Raw genomic sequence first — 14472 nt, 5'->3', positions numbered from 1 at the left:
CGCTCTCGACGCACCAACAAAATGGTCCCGGTTTCTGCCAGAAACCGGGACCATTTTGCTAACTGAGGTTATGTAGTCTGTAGCTGACTCTATTTAAACGGACATTAAGAGAATTTACGCACAGCATCCAGCGCCAGTCCGGCACCAATGCTGCCAAACAGATCGCCTTCCACTACTTTCGCGCCAGGCACCACAGCGGCAATCTGCTGGCGCAATAAACCAACGCCGCTGGAGCCACCGGTAAAGAATACCGTATCAATCGCCTGTGATTTGACGCCAGCGTCACGCAGTAATTTGCCGACCGTATCTTCGACAGATGCGATCAAATGCCCGATGCTGGTATTAAATGCGCCGCGGTTGAGTGTGATTGGCTCGCTGGAGGTTAATTTTTCCAGTGTCAGTTCGACCATTTCAGCGTCAGATAGCGCGATCTTGCCTGCTTCTACCTTCATTGCCAGCCAATGACCGGCACGCTGATCGATCAGATCGATCAGGCGGTCGAATTTGTCGCGTTCACGTACATCGCGGGCGACGTCTTTGAGTTGCTCTGCCATCCGGCGCGTGTAGATCAGATTGATGGTGTGCCAGGTTGCCAGATTGAAATAGTAGCTGGAGGGGACTTCGCTGTTATTCGTCAGTTTGCTCCCCAGACCCAATTGCGGCATCACTGACGACAGGCTGAGGTATTTATCAAAGTCGGTACCGCCAACGTGGATACCGCCGGTGGCCAGAATATCCTCGCGTCTATCCTGTTTTTTGGCCCGTACCGGGGAAAGTCGTACGAGCGAGAAGTCGGAGGTTCCGCCGCCAATGTCGGCGATTAATACCAGTTCTTCGCGGTTTATCGTCGATTCATAGTCGAACGCGGCGGCAATCGGCTCGTATTGAAAGGCGATATGTTTGAATCCGGCAGCGCGCGCGATTTCTTCTAGCGTGGCTTGCGCGCGTTGGTCGGCGGCGCGGTTGTCATCGACGAAAAAGACCGGGCGGCCTAATACCACGCTATCGAAACCTCGCCCCGCTGAGCGCTCGGCACGGATTTTGAGTTCGTTGATGAATAGTTCGAGCAGGGTGCGAAAAGGCAGTGCGCGTCCGCCGACTTCGGTCTGACCATCAATTAAGGCCGATCCGAGCAAGCTCTTCAAGGAACGCATCAACCGACCTTCGTAACCGGCCAGATAACCGGTGAGTGCTGCGCGACCAAAGCTGAATACTTCATCCTCAGCGTTGTAGAACACCACTGACGGCAGGGTGACTTTGTCGTCTTCCAGTTGCAACAAAGCGGACTGCCCGGGCCGACTCCAGCCGACGGTGGAATTTGACGTGCCGAAATCTACACCGCAAGCATCATTCGACATGTTTGTATTCCTTAAATATAAAAAACGGCGGTCATCATAGCGCAAAGCACGCATATTTTTTGTGCAGTCCAGCGAAGAATGGGCGATTGTTGTTTTAAGGAGCGTGTGCTGAGCAAGTATGTAAGCCTGTCAGCTCTGACAGGTCGCGCCCAAAAATAAGGCAGGACTAGCGTGAGTCATGAAAAACGGGACTATTTTTGGGTGCTTTGTATGATCTGTTTCGCAGTATTGTGCCAAACCTATGCCTTTATGGCTTAGTATTCGAGGTCCAAATCGGTATCTGTTTATCTATGAAAACACCTAAAAGAATTGAACCGCTCGTTGAAGAGGGCTTAGTCGACGAAGTCATCCGCCAATTGATGAGTGGTAAAGAAGCAACCGTCTACGTTGTGCGCTGTGGTGAGGAAATCCGCTGCGCCAAGGTCTATAAAGATGCGAACCAGCGCAGCTTCCGACAGAACGCGTCGTATCAAGAGGGGCGCAAGGTGAAGAACAGCCGCCAGGCACGCGCTATGGAAAAAGGCAGCCGGTATGGTCGCAAGATGGCCGAAGAAGTCTGGCAGAACGCCGAAGTTGATGCTTTATACCGTTTAGCCGCTGCCGGTGTGCGCGTGCCGCAGCCGTTCATTTGCTTTGAAGGCGTTTTGTTGATGGAGTTGGTTACCGACGCCTCTGGCAATGCCGCAGCCCGTCTTAATGATATTGAGATGAGCGAAGAACTGGCCTTGCTGTACCACGCATCCTTGCTGCGCGAAGTCGTGCTGATGCTCTGTGCTGGCGTGGTCCACGGTGATTTGTCGGAATACAACATTTTGGTGGACGCGCATGGCCCGGTGATTATCGATTTGCCGCAAGCAGTGGACGCAGCAGGTAACACGGGAGCAGCCGATATGCTGGAGCGCGACGTGAATAATTTAGCTACGTATTTTGGCCAGTTCGCACCGCAATTGCAGGGGTCACAATACGGTAAGGAAATCTGGGCCTTGTATGTGGCGGGGTTGTTGCATGCAGACGTCAAATTGACTGGTCGTATTGCTGTTAATACCAAGGCCGTTGATGTTGGTTCGGTAGTGCGTGAGATCGCCCTTGCGCGTGAAGAAGAGGAAGAGCATCGCCGTGCAAAATATGAGGCGGAGCATTGATCATCGGATTGTGAGGATGATGGTTGTTAATCGCATTACCTTAATTTTTAAGTGATATAAGCCGATATCGACGGATATTGGTGGTTATTGGTGGTGATTGCCTTTGACCATTTCTCCAGACTATTCTCATCCGGCCCCGGCAAACATGCCGATATTTCAGCATAGGGATACTGATAAAATCGGCATGTTATTTACATGCTTATTTTTTGCTACATCCCATGCATACTCCCATTGCTCAGTCGCAACACCATGCACGCATTACTGATGATCTGATCGTCCGTGGCTGGTCGTATCAAGCCGATTTTTTACCAGCGGATTTGGTATTGGCGCTCGCTGCCGAGTGCCGGATGCGTGCCGATCAAGGTGTTTTAGTACCCGCCGGGGTCGGGCGCGGCGCTGGTGTGGCAGTCAATGCGGGGGTGCGCGGCGATTCTATTGCGTGGCTGGACGCGGGATACTCTGCTGCTTGCGATCGCTATCTGGGTATCATGGAGACGCTCAGAGAGGCATTGAATCAGACCCTGTATCTCGGGCTTGAAGAGTACGAAACCCATTTCGCCCAATACCCTCCCGGCGCTTTCTATCAGAAACATATAGATCGTTTTCGCGATAACGATCGCCGCACAGTATCGGTCGTGCTGTATCTGAATCAAGGCTGGCTGCCAGAACACGGCGGCGCATTGCGCCTGCATATGGACGGACAGCATCAGGACATTTTGCCGCTTGCGGGTAGTCTGGCGCTGTTTCTTTCTGCGGATATGCCGCATGAAGTATTGCCTGCAACGCGTGAACGCTTGTCGCTCACAGGATGGTTTAAGCGTCGCTAATTCTAATAGGAGTATCTCAATGCATATTCTGATAACAGGCGGCACCGGTTTGATTGGGCGGCATTTATGCCGTGCATTGTTGCAGGCCGGTCATGACCTCACCGTGCTTAGTCGCCAGCCCGGTTCGGTAAAAGAAAAGTGCGGCGCATCGGTGCGCGCTTTCGGTTCGCTCGATGAGTGGGGGCGCGATGAAGTATTTGATGCCGTCATTAATCTGGCGGGCGAGCCGATTGTAGATGCACGTTGGACCGACAGCCGTAAAGAATTGTTATGGCAAAGCCGTGTGACATTGACCGACAATGTGGTCAAAAAAATAGCCGCCAGTCATCACAAGCCGACCGTGCTGCTTAGCGGATCGGCGATTGGTTATTACGGCGATACTGGGGCGCGTGCGATAGAGGAGTCAGCTCCTGTTGCGACTGATTTTGGCGCGACATTATGCGCGGCCTGGGAGCAGGCCGCGCAGCAAGCGGCGTCAATGGGTGTCAGGGTGTGCTTGCTACGAACCGGGCTGGTATTGGATCGCTCCGGCGGCATCTTGGGGAAAATGCTGCTGCCGTTCAAATTAGGCCTCGGAGCGCGGCTGGGGGATGGTCATCAATGGATGAGTTGGGTCCATATCGACGACTATGTGGCGATGGTGCTCGTGCTGCTGCACAACACGCACGCCTGCGGCCCGTTCAATATGACCGCGCCGGAACCGGTCACTAACCGTACTTTTACTGAAAAGCTAGCCCGAGCGCTACACCGTCCCGCCATCTTTGTTGCACCTGCTTTTTTGCTGCGACTAGCGCTGAGTGAACGGGCTTATTTGCTGCTAGGGGGGCAAAAGGTGCTGCCATCTGGCATGACCGCATTGGGTTACCGCTTTTTGCATCCAAAATTGGAAGATGCGCTGTCTGATTTGGTTGGTTGATGGCATAAAAGACGCCGCATATAAATACAAAGCCCGCTGCGGAAATTATCCACAGCGGGCTTTGTATTGGGGGTAACTTTGCTATGCGTCACGCGAGGAAAATGCTCCCGTGGCCGATAACTCTTCCAGTAACGCCACCGTTGTACTACCAGAGACCACGTAGGGATTGAACGAGGCGGTAGTCGAATATTTCAGCAATACCGACAGATTGATGCGATCGAGACGGATTTTGCTCATGGTCCAGTTAGGATATAGTCGGGCTTTGATTTCACTGTAATCGAGCAATGTCAGCTTGGTATGGCGCGGATCCTTCTGCAAGCGGTCGTATAAGTGATTCACCTGCTCGCGGCCGCCTTCGAGCGCCTGTACGAACATGTTGTCCCCGTAGCACAACACGCCTGTTACGCCATTGGCGGGATTGTTTTTACGGGAAACTTCAAGAATTTTATCAATCATCTCGTGATTGACCAGTTCACTGGCGGTACTGGCGTAAATCAGGCGCACTAACATGTCATCCTCGCTTGGCTATGAGCGCTAAAAATTCGCGCCGTAAATTGGGGTCGCTTAGGAACGAGCCGCGCATCACGCTATTGATCATTTTTGCATCGGTATCCTTGACACCGCGCCAGCTCATGCAGAAGTGATCGGCTTCCATCACAATCGCTAAGCCATCCGGTTTCAATTTTTCCATCAGCAATTGCGCGACTTGCGACACTGCCTCTTCCTGAATCTGGGGCCGACCCATGACCCACTCAATTAACCGTGCATATTTGGATAAGCCGATCAGGTTGGAATGTTCGTTAGGCATCACACCGATCCATACTTTTCCCATAATGGGACAGAAATGATGGGAGCAAGCGCTGCGTACCGTGATGGGGCCTACGATCATCAGTTCATTTAACTGTTCCACATTGGGAAATTCGGTCACAGGGGGCGGCGCTTGATAGCGACCGCGAAACACTTCCTGAATGTACATTTTAGCCACGCGGCGCGCCGTATCTTGCGTGTTATGGTCGCTTTCGATGTCGATGACCAGACTTTGTAAAACGGCGGATAACTTGCCTTGCACTTCGACCTGTAACGCTTCAAGTTCGCCGTCCTTGATGAACGCGGCAATATTGTCGTTGGCATGAAAGCGCACACCAGCGGTTTCGATACGCGCCCGGATGCGGGCCGATACCGGTTGTTTCGGCTGGTCGATTGTTGTTAATGTTGACGGAGGGTTGTCTGTATGCATTATTTGGGGGCAGTTTTTTGGTTTAATGGTGCGCAGTCGACCAGTCTATACCCAAATCTGATGATTGGTTTTTGACGAGGATTTATGCCAACTGCACACGCTAATGATCAAAAAATCGCGGTAACTTCTGCCGCGCAGGCAACGCGATTGCGTTGTTATTTCAGGCCGAGACGGCTTTTGGTCGCCGCGATGAGTGCGGTGTCAAACGGATGCAGGTTTTCGATAAACATCAACTCGGTCTCGAGCGGCTCTTCCAGACACATGGTCAGCATGTGTGGGGCGTCGTCAAATGTCCCTAAAAAATCCTCGCCCCATCGATTGAGGCGGTGCAGACGTAAAACGTCGCTGCCTAACGCTGCCAGCGGGGCGGCGACACCGGCGGCCAGAGCTTCTTGCTTCCAGTCGTCCCAAAAAGCGTTGGTTGCGGGTTGTTCGTTCATGATGAGGCTCCAAAGAAGGTGTAATGGCGCGGACCTTACTATTGATGCGGATTTTTATCAATAGTAAATGTATGCCTCATGCTAAACCGGTTGCTGCAAGCGCGCACGGGCGTTGTTATTGCCCGATTTACGGAAAAGTATGCGTTCGATGTGTTGATTAGTGACTCTATTGAAACGGTACTTACTAGTACCAATATGGAGGGCCTGATAATGATAAAACATACGCATTTGATGTCGATTTAATGCATTTTACGCATATTCATTGTTCTCCTGCCGTGACTTTTCAACGGTCTTCATATTTTTTACCGGATGCCCATATGCCCTCGCGTAATGCCATTGCTTTTGTTCTTTGTGTATTTGCTGCCCTCCATGTGCTGATCGGTTGGCAATTATTGCCAGCCCTGCCGGTGGGGCTGTGGTTGAAATGGCTGGCTGGTGTCTGGCTATTGCTGTCTTTTTTGCTCATCCCATCTGGTTTATTAGCGTCGCTGATCAAACGCCAACCGCTCTCGGATCGACTGGCTTGGGCCGGCATGTTGGCGATGGGCATGTTTTCTTCGCTGTTGGTGCTGACCTTGTTGCGAGCGGTTGTTCTGCCAGTGGCATCGTGGCGTGGTCTGGAGATGTCTGCTTTAACGGCTTTAGCCGTGCCGTTACTGGCCGCAGCGGCGACCTTGGTGGGTTTTTTCAATGCCCGGCGGCTCGCTAAAGTGGTCAAGGTGGACGTGCCGATTCAGCATCTTCCCGCAGGTTTACACGGATTGACGATCGCCCAGATTAGCGATGTCCATGTCGGCCCGACTATCAAGCGGGGGTATCTCAATGCGATTGTGGAGCGCGTCAATGGATTGAACGCCGATGTCATCGCCGTGACCGGCGATCTGGTCGATGGCAGCGTTAGTCGGCTGGCGCAGCATACGGCACCGCTGGCAAATCTGAAGGCGCGGCACGGCGCTTATTTTGTGACTGGCAATCATGAATATTACTCAGACGCGGATGCCTGGGTTGCAGAGATACGGCGACTTGGATTGACCGTGTTGATGAATGAGCACGTCATTTTGCAGCATCAAGGTGCACAACTATTGATTGCCGGGGTGACCGACTTTGGTGGCCATCATTTTGCAGAGATGCATCGCAGCGACCCGCGTCAGGCAATGGCCGGAGCGCCTGGCGATGTCGGTGTGAAACTGCTGCTGGCGCATCAACCGCGTTCGGCCGCAGCTGCAGCAGATGCGGGCTTTGATCTGCAACTGTCGGGCCACACGCATGGCGGGCAGTTTTTTCCGTGGGGGTTATTCGTGCCGTTGCAACAGCCCTATACCGCGGGTTTGAACAAATTGCGTCATTTGTGGGTGTATACCAGCCGTGGCACGGGCTATTGGGGACCGCCCAAGCGGCTGCTGGCGCCTTCTGAAATTACGCTGTTGCGACTGATTCCTGCCGACTAAGCTTATTCGACAGAGTGGGAATGTGTGTGCTGAGCATGCTCGAGCAAGCAAATGACCGCTTTGACGACCGCAAACATCATGGCGCGCTCTGTTGTCGGATGGTCTGAAAGCGGCACACATATTTCATCATGCATGCCGCTGATGATCGCGTCGCCATGCGCATGGGCCGGATCTTTGCCGTAGCGAAGCGGGATACGGTACTCGGCCATCAACGGTCCGCAAGCTTGCCAGTGTCGCGTCCATTGCGGTAGCGATGTCGTATTGACCAATAAAGTACCGGCTCGCTCGTAGCACTCCTCAATATTCTGGTAGCCCAGCAACTGTGCGAGATGGCGCTCTTTGGCTACGCAACTGCGGAAATATTCTTCGTCGCTCATCCGCATGGGGTATTCCTTTCGGGGAGGAAAGTCTGATTGTTCGAAGGCCTTACAGCAGCCCTCGAACAATCAGTGTAGCGGCTAGTTCAGGAATGTGATGAGTTAATGCGCTATTTCACCAAAACGCCCGCTATTGAAGTCTTGCATCGCCGTGACGATTTCTTCACGGGTATTCATCACAAATGGTCCGTGCGTCACCACCGGCTCGTCTAGCGGCGCGCCACTGAGCACCAACAGCGTGGCGTTCCCGTTAGCCTCTAACTGCACTGCGTGGCCGTCACGGTCCAATAGCACCGCCTGCGCTTCGCGTCCGACTTCGCTACCGTTGACTAGCACCGTCCCATGCAGGACTACGATCGCTGCCACATGGCCGTCGGGAATGGGTAAGGTCACGCTGCGACCCTGAAGCAAACGCACATCCCACACGTTAATCGGGGTAAAAGTGTGGGCCGGGCCTTGTGCACCTTCAAACGCCCCGGCAATGACGCGTAACGACCCGGCGTCGTCGCTCAGATTGACCACCGGGATATCTTTGCTGAGAATGCCTTGATAGCCGGGTGCTGCCATTTTGTCTTTGGCTGGCAGGTTGACCCAGAGTTGGACCATCTCAAAGGCCCCGCCTTTTTGGCTGTAGGCCGCTGAGTGGAATTCTTCATGCAAAATGCCAGCCGCCGCGGTCATCCATTGCACGTCGCCAGGACCGATCACGCCGCCGTTGCCGGTGGAATCGCGGTGTTCGACTTCGCCGTCGTAGACGATGGTGACGGTTTCAAACCCGCGATGCGGATGTTGGCCCACGCCACGCCGTTGCGTGGTCGGCGTAAATTGCGCCGGACCTGCATAATCGAGCATCAGGAAGGGGTTGAGGCGACCGCCCAGCGTATCGAACGAAAACAGGGAACGCACAGGAAAGCCGTCGCCAACCCAGTTGGAGCGCGGGGCACTGACTACGCCAAGAATCGTTTTCATCGTATTTTTCCTTTTTGTTACTAAGTGAGTTTCTGTTGTTGCATTGTTATGTTGAGGTAAATGATACAAGCGCATAAAGAAGATGGGTAGAGGGCGTAATCCGTACGCATAGTTCTATATCGCGAACGATAAGAAAAATCCGAATCGAGAGGTGTGTTTTTCTGATCGCACTGTCGCTATTCTTAGCTTATGCTGCGTACTGCTCAGATAGTGTGAGCGTGGTTGTAATAACTACATCAACATGTTGCGGGTGATATTTATAAAAGGAAAAATAATGGCAAAGAAGAAAGAAGAGTTAGATCCAGAAACACTGGCCTTGATTATGTGGTGTATCGAGGTTGAGGGCTTTCTGGTGGCTGGTGGCGTTACGCTGGAACAGGCGCAAGATCACATCGAAGAAGAGGTTGAGTGGTTTACTGATCAATTTTACGATGGTCTGACCCCGGAACAGGCTGCTAAAGCGGCATTGAAAGATCAGTAAGTAAGTTGCAACTACGTGTGCATTAATTCAGACGTCAGATGTCATGATGGTCACTGCGTTCGCAGCACGTCATCGGCGCAGAGCACGCCCGAAGATGAAACGCTGAATTTTGCACACGAAGTTTAAGTTGTACGTTCCGGATACGACGGCAAAGTGAGCGAAGCTGCCGTTTTCATGATCCGGCTTCTTTAGCTTCCGTGCGTTACTATCCGGCTTGCCAACATATTAAGGAAAGTCCGCAGTGAACCAAGCCATCAATCCAGAAGATCGCATCATCGCCATTGAAACAAAAGTTGCGCATCAGGAAGACTTGCTCGATGAGCTCAATAAATTGGTCTATCGCCAGCAGCAAAAAATTGATCAGTTAGAAAAACTATGCGCCGCGTTGGCGCGGATGGTGAAGGATGCGCGGGAGAGCAGTGAGCAAGGTCAGGCGCCGCATGAACGTCCGCCGCATTATTAATATTTAGGCACTTTAAAAGGATGGTCGAGCACAATACGCGTGGCGACGATCATATTGCTCAGTCCTAGTATCAATTGCGTCAGTGTGTCGCCGGGCAAGGCCCATATTTGCGAACCCGGGGGGTGAATCCGGGTCGCCGCAGTGATGACCGGCGTGACCCATTCTGCCTCCGGTGTGACGTCGAGCATGACATCGCCTTCCTGCGTGGTGTGCAGATAAATTTCGCCGCCCAACTCCAGAAAAAAACAAATACCATAGCCGGTCGCATTGGTCTTGTTGGCCGCGTACTGCAGATCCCGGTTGTAACTATCGATCCACGCTTCGATATCGTAGGTTGTGTTCAAGACGATCCATGGCCGTTTGGCGGATACATCGAGCGGGTTGATATCGGAATCTGGCGAATCTTGCATTGTTGCACCTTGCGGTTGATTAAAGATTAAGACTTGTTTGGTCGGGCGATCAGGTAAGACGCGCTACTTTAAGGGATAAAGGGGTTTCAGATCAGACAATCTGGGCAAAGGTAGGCAGAGGTATGGTGTGCCGGAAACGGTGTATCTTGTGAGTACAAACGGAGTACAAGCGGAATACAAGCGCACACAAGGCGCATATCAGCCTGATTTATCGCAGAAGGCGGTGCGGTATGAAAAACATATTCATTGTTTTTGTCGTGACCTTATTGATCGTCGGGTCCAGCTATGTGTCGTACGACAATTATCAGAACGGAGATCATGTCTGGTATCAAATCCCCTCCGGCGGGCCGGATTAAATTGTGTTTGCGGATAATGTGTCGCCTCGTACCGTGTTCGACGTCACCCTGATCCATTACCCGATAATGAATATGTCTTATGAATGAAGTATTTCTGGTCCTGATAAAGCCAAAAGGTCTTGCTTTCGATGCAAGCAATGCCGTGCCATTACTGGAAGCGGCCAGAATCGGTGGCGTTATTTTGCCAAGTTCATGCAGAAACGGGACTTGCCGGACCTGCCTTTGCCGCATGGTCAGCGGTCGCGTGCGCTATGACATTGCATGGCCGGGGCTGAGCGCAGAGGAAAAAAGCGACGGCTATATTCTTCCCTGTGTCGCCTATGCCCAATCCAATGTAGTCCTTGAGGTACGGCGGGCAATCTCGCTAAAAAATCCAGCTTAAGCCTTTTTCAAAAAACACGTTTTCAGCACCAACCCTTTGACCTTTTCGGCATTGCATTCAATTTCTTCTTCATCGTCAGTGAGGCGGATATTTTTGATCATCGTGCCGCGTTTGAGCGTCACGGAAGTCCCTTTTACTTTCAGGTCTTTAATCAACGTGACCGAATCGCCTTCACTCAAGGCTGCACCGTTGCTGTCTTTTACGTTCATGTCAGATCTTTCTTGCGTTGTAATGCGCGTCATTATAAAGGCTGGCGTCGATACAATTTGATGCTGTTCCCTGCATGTTCTATGCCGGTTTTTTCTTTCCCGCGTTGACGGTCTTTAGTTTGACGTTGCAATTTTCTTTTAAAAATTTCAGTGCGGCGTTGTATTGCATGTCATCTTCGTCCAGCAGCCAGGTCGAAGCTTCCGGCAAGAACTCATCTTCCCAGAGCGCCAATAAGTTCTCTTTCATTTCAAACGGCGCTGCCGTGTTGATAAAGGTTGCCACCGCTTCATTATCGAATCCATGCTGGCGCACCTGACGCGTGATCGCTTTTGCTTGTGTTTCTGAAATCGTCGTTTGCGGCTTAGTCCCGGCGGCGAGGCACAAAAAAGCGGTCAGACGTGAGAACGGATCTTCTTTGCCATTGGTGACGCGGCGCCATTCTTCGGACATCAAGGTGTCAAATTCTTCGACATCGTCCATACCGCTTTCACGTACGAAATAACGCAATTCGATCGTCGTGCGCAATTCGTCGAGCGCAATGGCGCTATTGATGATCTGTGGCAGATCATGCTTTTCAATTTCGCGGCGGATTTTGTCGGTGATGTGTAGATATTCTTCCGGCACGTCATCAAGTAGCTTTTTGGCTATTTTGAATTTTGCAACAGCGCTTGCCTGCGTGCGCAGTGTGGCCAATAACGCGGCGAAGGCGTTCCGATTAGGGAAACTGTCTGCGCCTGCGGCACGGACCAATATGGCGCTACGGATCACGGTTTCGGCGCTGGTAAATTCCAACGCCGAGCGTGGCAGCGCCATGCTTTTGGCAAACCAGGTTGCGGCCCCCAGCGTGTTGGCGTCTTCTTCACGGGTATGGCGTTCTTTGCGATAAGCGCTAAAGGAATAGGGTTTGGTCAGCGTGCGCTCGTCCTGAAAACTCTTTACATCCTGACTTTTGACGTCCCCGAACACCGCACAGTCCGGCAAGGCGTGTAAGGCCTTGAGCATCTCGTTACCACCGCGTGAGTGCGACAGAAAGCTGTTATCGCGCAGGGATATGGCGGCTTTTTCGAGATCGCCGTTACAGCTTTCTTCCAGAAACAAACTGATCAGATTGACCATGCGTTTGCGCGCATTGTCGAGATCGGTATGCAGATGACTGGCACCGAAAAAATTGGCGATCTGCACCGATCCTTTTGCACCGTCGCTAATGATGGCCTGGCATTTTGCATGATCGATGATGCCATTTTGTGCGCCGTAACTGAGCGCCTTTTCAAAAAAAGGGCGCTTGTCGACCGTGGCGATAGTGCGATTGTGATCGGACATGATTGTGCGTAAAAAAGGTGGCTACGGTTGAGTGACGATTGGAACGATCAAAGCAACAGGGCCGATACGCTGCATATCCGCCCTGTCTGACGTTCTATTTTCTGTGCGTAGGCTGTACAGATCTTACAGCGCAGATTCCTCGGACGGATCAATTGGCGTGCTCGGTTTGACGGCTGCTTTGACCGGCGCTGGTTCGTCCTCTTCATACTCCCGCTCAGCTTCCAGTTGCTCTAGGCGCTCAAGCTCAGCTTCGCGCCGTTTGCGCTCAATGCTGCGCTTTTTCAGCGTGGGCCAGACTTGCTCAAAAATATCTTCGTGCTCATGTTTGAGCAACCAGGTCAGTTCTTTCCAGTCGCGATCGGCAACTTCGGCCTTTTCGACCACATCGCGCTCTTCCGAGAAATTGATGTTGAACGTGTCAAAGGCGGCGAAATGGGTGACTTCTTCGTCGCGGTCTGACAGATAGTCGATAAACGCTTCATAGCCGCCTTCGCGCTCGGCGATGGCTTCAATAAAGTCGCCAGTTTTAGTGTCATCCCGAAACAGCACCGAATTCATCATCCCGCGCAAACGCACGTGAGTGTGATCGGCGTAGAGTTTTTCGATGACCACCGCGCGCGCGAATTGCTCCGGCGTGACCAGCAAGTTGACCACCGATTCTTTCGAGGTGTCGTACTCGCGGATGACGGCTAGCAAATCTTTCGGCGGCATTTCTTCCAGCACGGCAACTAAAGCGTAATCGCCTTCGGTTTCGGCCAGATTGACCAGCGCATATTCAGCGCCGGCAATATCACCGTCGCGGATCAGACTGGCTGCTTTTACTATGAGCGCGTTTGTCATGGCTTGCTTTGTAGAAAATGTTGAGTGGGAATCTTAGTGACGATCAAAACCTTGCTCGGCCAGCCAATCTGCGCCTTCTGTTTCCAGATCGGTATTGCGCTCCTCGTCCCGTTCGACTTCATCGACGCTATCGTCCGATTCATCGATACCAGATTGGTGCGCGTACTCGCCGTGATAGTTACCGTTACTTTTTTCGTACAGATATTCGAGGCAAACGGTGGTGATGAGAAAATTCTCGCCGCCGCTTTCCTTGAGCGCAATCTCCACCAACGGTTCTGCCCATGACGAAAACTCGACGACTTTGGCGATCTCTTCCCAGGCCGGAAACTCTTCCGGTTCGTTGGTCGACAGCAACACCATGGCATGCGGATTGGGGAAACTCATGCCGCCATGAAACGCCACCGACACCATTTCAGGCGCGCTATCGATCATCGGCATCATCAACGCAAACTGGGCGCGCTTGGCTTTGAGGCGGCTTTTGAGGATGTCATTACCCTCGGAATCGCTACGTAAATCTTCCAGTTCAGCCTGATAGGCTTTGGTCAAATCTTCAAAATAGGCGGAGAGCATCATTGCAAAACCTTGTTTATATAAGTGGTCCAGATTTGTTGCGCTGTTTCCAGCGGGTTTTCCAGCAAGCTGCGGCGTCGGTTTTCGTCGTATTCGCCGCGCTTAGTGGCATCCGATAGCACATCGTAGGCTTCTTGTACTTGCCGAAATTGCGCCGGTGCGTCCGGCGACGTATTTCTATCGGGGTGAAACTCGGACGCCTTCTTGCGATAAGCGGTTTTTATCGCGCCAATCGGCGCACTGCTCTCAATGCCGAGAACGGCGTAATAATCTTTCATACGATCTTAGGCCCGTTGTGGATGCGTTTCGTTCGATTCAGGACAGTGACGTTGCCCCATGAATCTGCGCGTTGGCGTTCATGTTGGTGCTGGCGATCGTGTGCCCGATGCCTCGCTCAGAATGGATGCAGGAGGATACACCACTACCCAAGGATAAGCGATATCCCGCCAGCAACCCTATGGAGGATATATGGTGATGGCTGGGTTAATGGCAAGTTAATTTTAGAATTTGCTATTAGTCATGTTGTAGATTCGAAAAATAGTTCTTTGCGACAACGCCATTTATTATGTTTAACACAAGGATGCTTACCCGGGTTTGCGGAATCCGCCATCGATCCATGCGGTGGCACTGTTTTTAGTGAGGATAAAGGTCGAGCGGACTTCGACCTGTGCTAACTGCACGCCATCTTCATCCTGCGCGGTCAGGCGCGCAAACGGAAAGTCGTCG

The 14472-nt window shown here is 52.2% G+C and carries 20 protein-coding genes; 8 read left to right on the top strand and 12 right to left on the bottom strand.

The genetic code is table 11. The annotated features are described in order from the left end of the window. Window positions 1–104: 104 nt before the first annotated feature. The gene (locus ACVBEF_RS17405; RefSeq protein WP_447125190.1) at window positions 105–1358 is read right to left on the bottom strand and encodes an Hsp70 family protein; all 1254 of its coding nucleotides are present in this window, start codon (window positions 1356–1358) and stop codon (window positions 105–107) included. Between the two features lie 290 nt (window positions 1359–1648). On the opposite strand from ACVBEF_RS17405, the gene ACVBEF_RS17400 reads away from it, so the two are divergent. From ACVBEF_RS17400 to ACVBEF_RS17390, 3 genes are all read left to right on the top strand, one after another. Then, window positions 1649–2500 carry a PA4780 family RIO1-like protein kinase gene (locus tag ACVBEF_RS17400; RefSeq protein WP_447125189.1) on the top strand — a complete coding sequence of 284 codons (852 nt, stop codon included), beginning with the start codon at window positions 1649–1651 and terminating at the stop codon, window positions 2498–2500. Window positions 2501–2718: 218 nt separating this feature from the next. Then, the gene (locus ACVBEF_RS17395; RefSeq protein ID WP_447125188.1) at window positions 2719–3327 is read left to right on the top strand and encodes a 2OG-Fe(II) oxygenase; all 609 of its coding nucleotides are present in this window, start codon (window positions 2719–2721) and stop codon (window positions 3325–3327) included. A 19-nt stretch (window positions 3328–3346) separates the two neighbouring features. Next, window positions 3347–4243, top strand: coding sequence for a TIGR01777 family oxidoreductase (locus tag ACVBEF_RS17390; RefSeq protein WP_447125187.1), 897 nt, complete (start codon window positions 3347–3349; stop codon window positions 4241–4243). A gap of 81 nt (window positions 4244–4324) precedes the next feature. On the opposite strand, the gene ACVBEF_RS17385 is transcribed toward ACVBEF_RS17390, so the two are convergent. The 3 genes from ACVBEF_RS17385 to ACVBEF_RS17375 all read right to left on the bottom strand — a co-directional run bounded on the left by ACVBEF_RS17385 (window position 4325) and on the right by ACVBEF_RS17375 (window position 5920). Next, window positions 4325–4753: a BLUF domain-containing protein gene (locus ACVBEF_RS17385; RefSeq protein WP_447125186.1), complete on the bottom strand. Its 429-nt coding sequence runs from the start codon at window positions 4751–4753 to the stop codon at window positions 4325–4327. 1 nt (window position 4754) lies between these two features. Further along, window positions 4755–5480, bottom strand: coding sequence for a GTP cyclohydrolase I (folE, locus tag ACVBEF_RS17380; RefSeq protein WP_447125185.1), 726 nt, complete (start codon window positions 5478–5480; stop codon window positions 4755–4757). Between the two features lie 155 nt (window positions 5481–5635). Further along, window positions 5636–5920: a hypothetical protein gene (locus ACVBEF_RS17375; protein WP_447125184.1), complete on the bottom strand. Its 285-nt coding sequence runs from the start codon at window positions 5918–5920 to the stop codon at window positions 5636–5638. 317 nt (window positions 5921–6237) lie between these two features. Between ACVBEF_RS17375 and ACVBEF_RS17370 the strand changes: the two genes are divergently transcribed. Next, window positions 6238–7368, top strand: coding sequence for a metallophosphoesterase (locus tag ACVBEF_RS17370; RefSeq protein ID WP_447125183.1), 1131 nt, complete (start codon window positions 6238–6240; stop codon window positions 7366–7368). Between the two features lie 2 nt (window positions 7369–7370). Here the strand turns inward: ACVBEF_RS17370 and ACVBEF_RS17365 are convergent, their stop codons facing one another. Together ACVBEF_RS17365 and ACVBEF_RS17360 are read right to left on the bottom strand one after the other, a co-directional pair. Beyond that, a complete protein-coding gene (locus tag ACVBEF_RS17365; protein WP_447125182.1) occupies window positions 7371–7751 on the bottom strand; it encodes an aminoacyl-tRNA synthetase in 381 nt (126 codons plus the stop codon). A 96-nt stretch (window positions 7752–7847) separates the two neighbouring features. After that, window positions 7848–8714 carry a pirin family protein gene (locus ACVBEF_RS17360; RefSeq protein ID WP_447125181.1) on the bottom strand — a complete coding sequence of 289 codons (867 nt, stop codon included), beginning with the start codon at window positions 8712–8714 and terminating at the stop codon, window positions 7848–7850. 274 nt (window positions 8715–8988) lie between these two features. Between ACVBEF_RS17360 and ACVBEF_RS17355 the strand changes: the two genes are divergently transcribed. Together ACVBEF_RS17355 and ACVBEF_RS17350 are read left to right on the top strand one after the other, a co-directional pair. Next, window positions 8989–9195 carry a hypothetical protein gene (locus ACVBEF_RS17355; protein ID WP_447125180.1) on the top strand — a complete coding sequence of 69 codons (207 nt, stop codon included), beginning with the start codon at window positions 8989–8991 and terminating at the stop codon, window positions 9193–9195. A gap of 241 nt (window positions 9196–9436) precedes the next feature. Beyond that, complete coding sequence (locus tag ACVBEF_RS17350) at window positions 9437–9658, top strand: SlyX family protein (RefSeq protein ID WP_447125179.1); 222 nt, start codon at window positions 9437–9439, stop codon at window positions 9656–9658. On the opposite strand, the gene ACVBEF_RS17345 is transcribed toward ACVBEF_RS17350, so the two are convergent. Next, on the bottom strand, window positions 9655–10068 hold the full coding sequence (locus ACVBEF_RS17345; protein WP_447125178.1) for a hypothetical protein: 414 nt from the start codon (window positions 10066–10068) through the stop codon (window positions 9655–9657). The genes ACVBEF_RS17350 and ACVBEF_RS17345 overlap by 4 nt on opposite strands. Window positions 10069–10298: 230 nt before the next feature. On the opposite strand from ACVBEF_RS17345, the gene ACVBEF_RS17340 reads away from it, so the two are divergent. Next, window positions 10299–10424, top strand: a complete 126-nt coding sequence (locus tag ACVBEF_RS17340) for a hypothetical protein (RefSeq protein WP_447125177.1) — start codon at window positions 10299–10301, stop codon at window positions 10422–10424. Window positions 10425–10503: 79 nt separating this feature from the next. Further along, window positions 10504–10806 carry a 2Fe-2S iron-sulfur cluster-binding protein gene (locus tag ACVBEF_RS17335; protein WP_447125176.1) on the top strand — a complete coding sequence of 101 codons (303 nt, stop codon included), beginning with the start codon at window positions 10504–10506 and terminating at the stop codon, window positions 10804–10806. Here the strand turns inward: ACVBEF_RS17335 and ACVBEF_RS17330 are convergent. The 5 genes from ACVBEF_RS17330 to ACVBEF_RS17310 form a co-directional block, all read right to left on the bottom strand. Beyond that, window positions 10803–11015 carry an alkylphosphonate utilization protein gene (locus ACVBEF_RS17330; RefSeq protein WP_447125175.1) on the bottom strand — a complete coding sequence of 71 codons (213 nt, stop codon included), beginning with the start codon at window positions 11013–11015 and terminating at the stop codon, window positions 10803–10805. The two genes, ACVBEF_RS17335 and ACVBEF_RS17330, sit on opposite strands and share 4 nt — an antisense overlap. Before the next feature lie 79 nt (window positions 11016–11094). Beyond that, a complete protein-coding gene (locus ACVBEF_RS17325) occupies window positions 11095–12336 on the bottom strand; it encodes a hypothetical protein (RefSeq protein ID WP_447125174.1) in 1242 nt (413 codons plus the stop codon). 123 nt (window positions 12337–12459) lie between these two features. Beyond that, entirely contained in the window at window positions 12460–13176 is a 717-nt protein-coding gene (locus ACVBEF_RS17320; RefSeq protein WP_447125173.1) for a hypothetical protein, read from the bottom strand. Window positions 13177–13209: 33 nt separating this feature from the next. Continuing rightward, window positions 13210–13749, bottom strand: a complete 540-nt coding sequence (locus ACVBEF_RS17315; protein ID WP_447125172.1) for a hypothetical protein — start codon at window positions 13747–13749, stop codon at window positions 13210–13212. After that, a complete protein-coding gene (locus ACVBEF_RS17310) occupies window positions 13746–14024 on the bottom strand; it encodes a DnaJ domain-containing protein (RefSeq protein WP_447125171.1) in 279 nt (92 codons plus the stop codon). Before ACVBEF_RS17310 ends, ACVBEF_RS17315 begins: the two co-directional genes overlap by 4 nt. Window positions 14025–14472 lie beyond the last annotated feature (448 nt).

This window comes from Glaciimonas sp. GG7 (assembly GCF_052976905.1).
Note: the sequence above shows the minus strand (reverse complement) of the source record. Positions and strands in the feature narration are given on the sequence as shown.

Coding starts and splice junctions, on each gene's coding strand:
- ACVBEF_RS17330 (WP_447125175.1), bottom strand. CDS start 11,015: ATGAACGTAAAAGACAGCAACGGTGCAGCCTTGAGTGAAGGCGATTCG.
- ACVBEF_RS17370 (WP_447125183.1), top strand. CDS start 6,238: ATGCCCTCGCGTAATGCCATTGCTTTTGTTCTTTGTGTATTTGCTGCC.
- ACVBEF_RS17390 (WP_447125187.1), top strand. CDS start 3,347: ATGCATATTCTGATAACAGGCGGCACCGGTTTGATTGGGCGGCATTTA.
- ACVBEF_RS17310 (WP_447125171.1), bottom strand. CDS start 14,024: ATGAAAGATTATTACGCCGTTCTCGGCATTGAGAGCAGTGCGCCGATT.
- ACVBEF_RS17395 (WP_447125188.1), top strand. CDS start 2,719: ATGCATACTCCCATTGCTCAGTCGCAACACCATGCACGCATTACTGAT.
- ACVBEF_RS17320 (WP_447125173.1), bottom strand. CDS start 13,176: ATGACAAACGCGCTCATAGTAAAAGCAGCCAGTCTGATCCGCGACGGT.
- ACVBEF_RS17315 (WP_447125172.1), bottom strand. CDS start 13,749: ATGATGCTCTCCGCCTATTTTGAAGATTTGACCAAAGCCTATCAGGCT.
- ACVBEF_RS17375 (WP_447125184.1), bottom strand. CDS start 5,920: ATGAACGAACAACCCGCAACCAACGCTTTTTGGGACGACTGGAAGCAA.
- ACVBEF_RS17340 (WP_447125177.1), top strand. CDS start 10,299: ATGAAAAACATATTCATTGTTTTTGTCGTGACCTTATTGATCGTCGGG.
- ACVBEF_RS17365 (WP_447125182.1), bottom strand. CDS start 7,751: ATGCGGATGAGCGACGAAGAATATTTCCGCAGTTGCGTAGCCAAAGAG.
- folE (WP_447125185.1), bottom strand. CDS start 5,480: ATGCATACAGACAACCCTCCGTCAACATTAACAACAATCGACCAGCCG.
- ACVBEF_RS17400 (WP_447125189.1), top strand. CDS start 1,649: ATGAAAACACCTAAAAGAATTGAACCGCTCGTTGAAGAGGGCTTAGTC.
- ACVBEF_RS17405 (WP_447125190.1), bottom strand. CDS start 1,358: ATGTCGAATGATGCTTGCGGTGTAGATTTCGGCACGTCAAATTCCACC.
- ACVBEF_RS17355 (WP_447125180.1), top strand. CDS start 8,989: ATGGCAAAGAAGAAAGAAGAGTTAGATCCAGAAACACTGGCCTTGATT.
- ACVBEF_RS17335 (WP_447125176.1), top strand. CDS start 10,504: ATGAATGAAGTATTTCTGGTCCTGATAAAGCCAAAAGGTCTTGCTTTC.
- ACVBEF_RS17345 (WP_447125178.1), bottom strand. CDS start 10,068: ATGCAAGATTCGCCAGATTCCGATATCAACCCGCTCGATGTATCCGCC.
- ACVBEF_RS17325 (WP_447125174.1), bottom strand. CDS start 12,336: ATGTCCGATCACAATCGCACTATCGCCACGGTCGACAAGCGCCCTTTT.
- ACVBEF_RS17385 (WP_447125186.1), bottom strand. CDS start 4,753: ATGTTAGTGCGCCTGATTTACGCCAGTACCGCCAGTGAACTGGTCAAT.
- ACVBEF_RS17360 (WP_447125181.1), bottom strand. CDS start 8,714: ATGAAAACGATTCTTGGCGTAGTCAGTGCCCCGCGCTCCAACTGGGTT.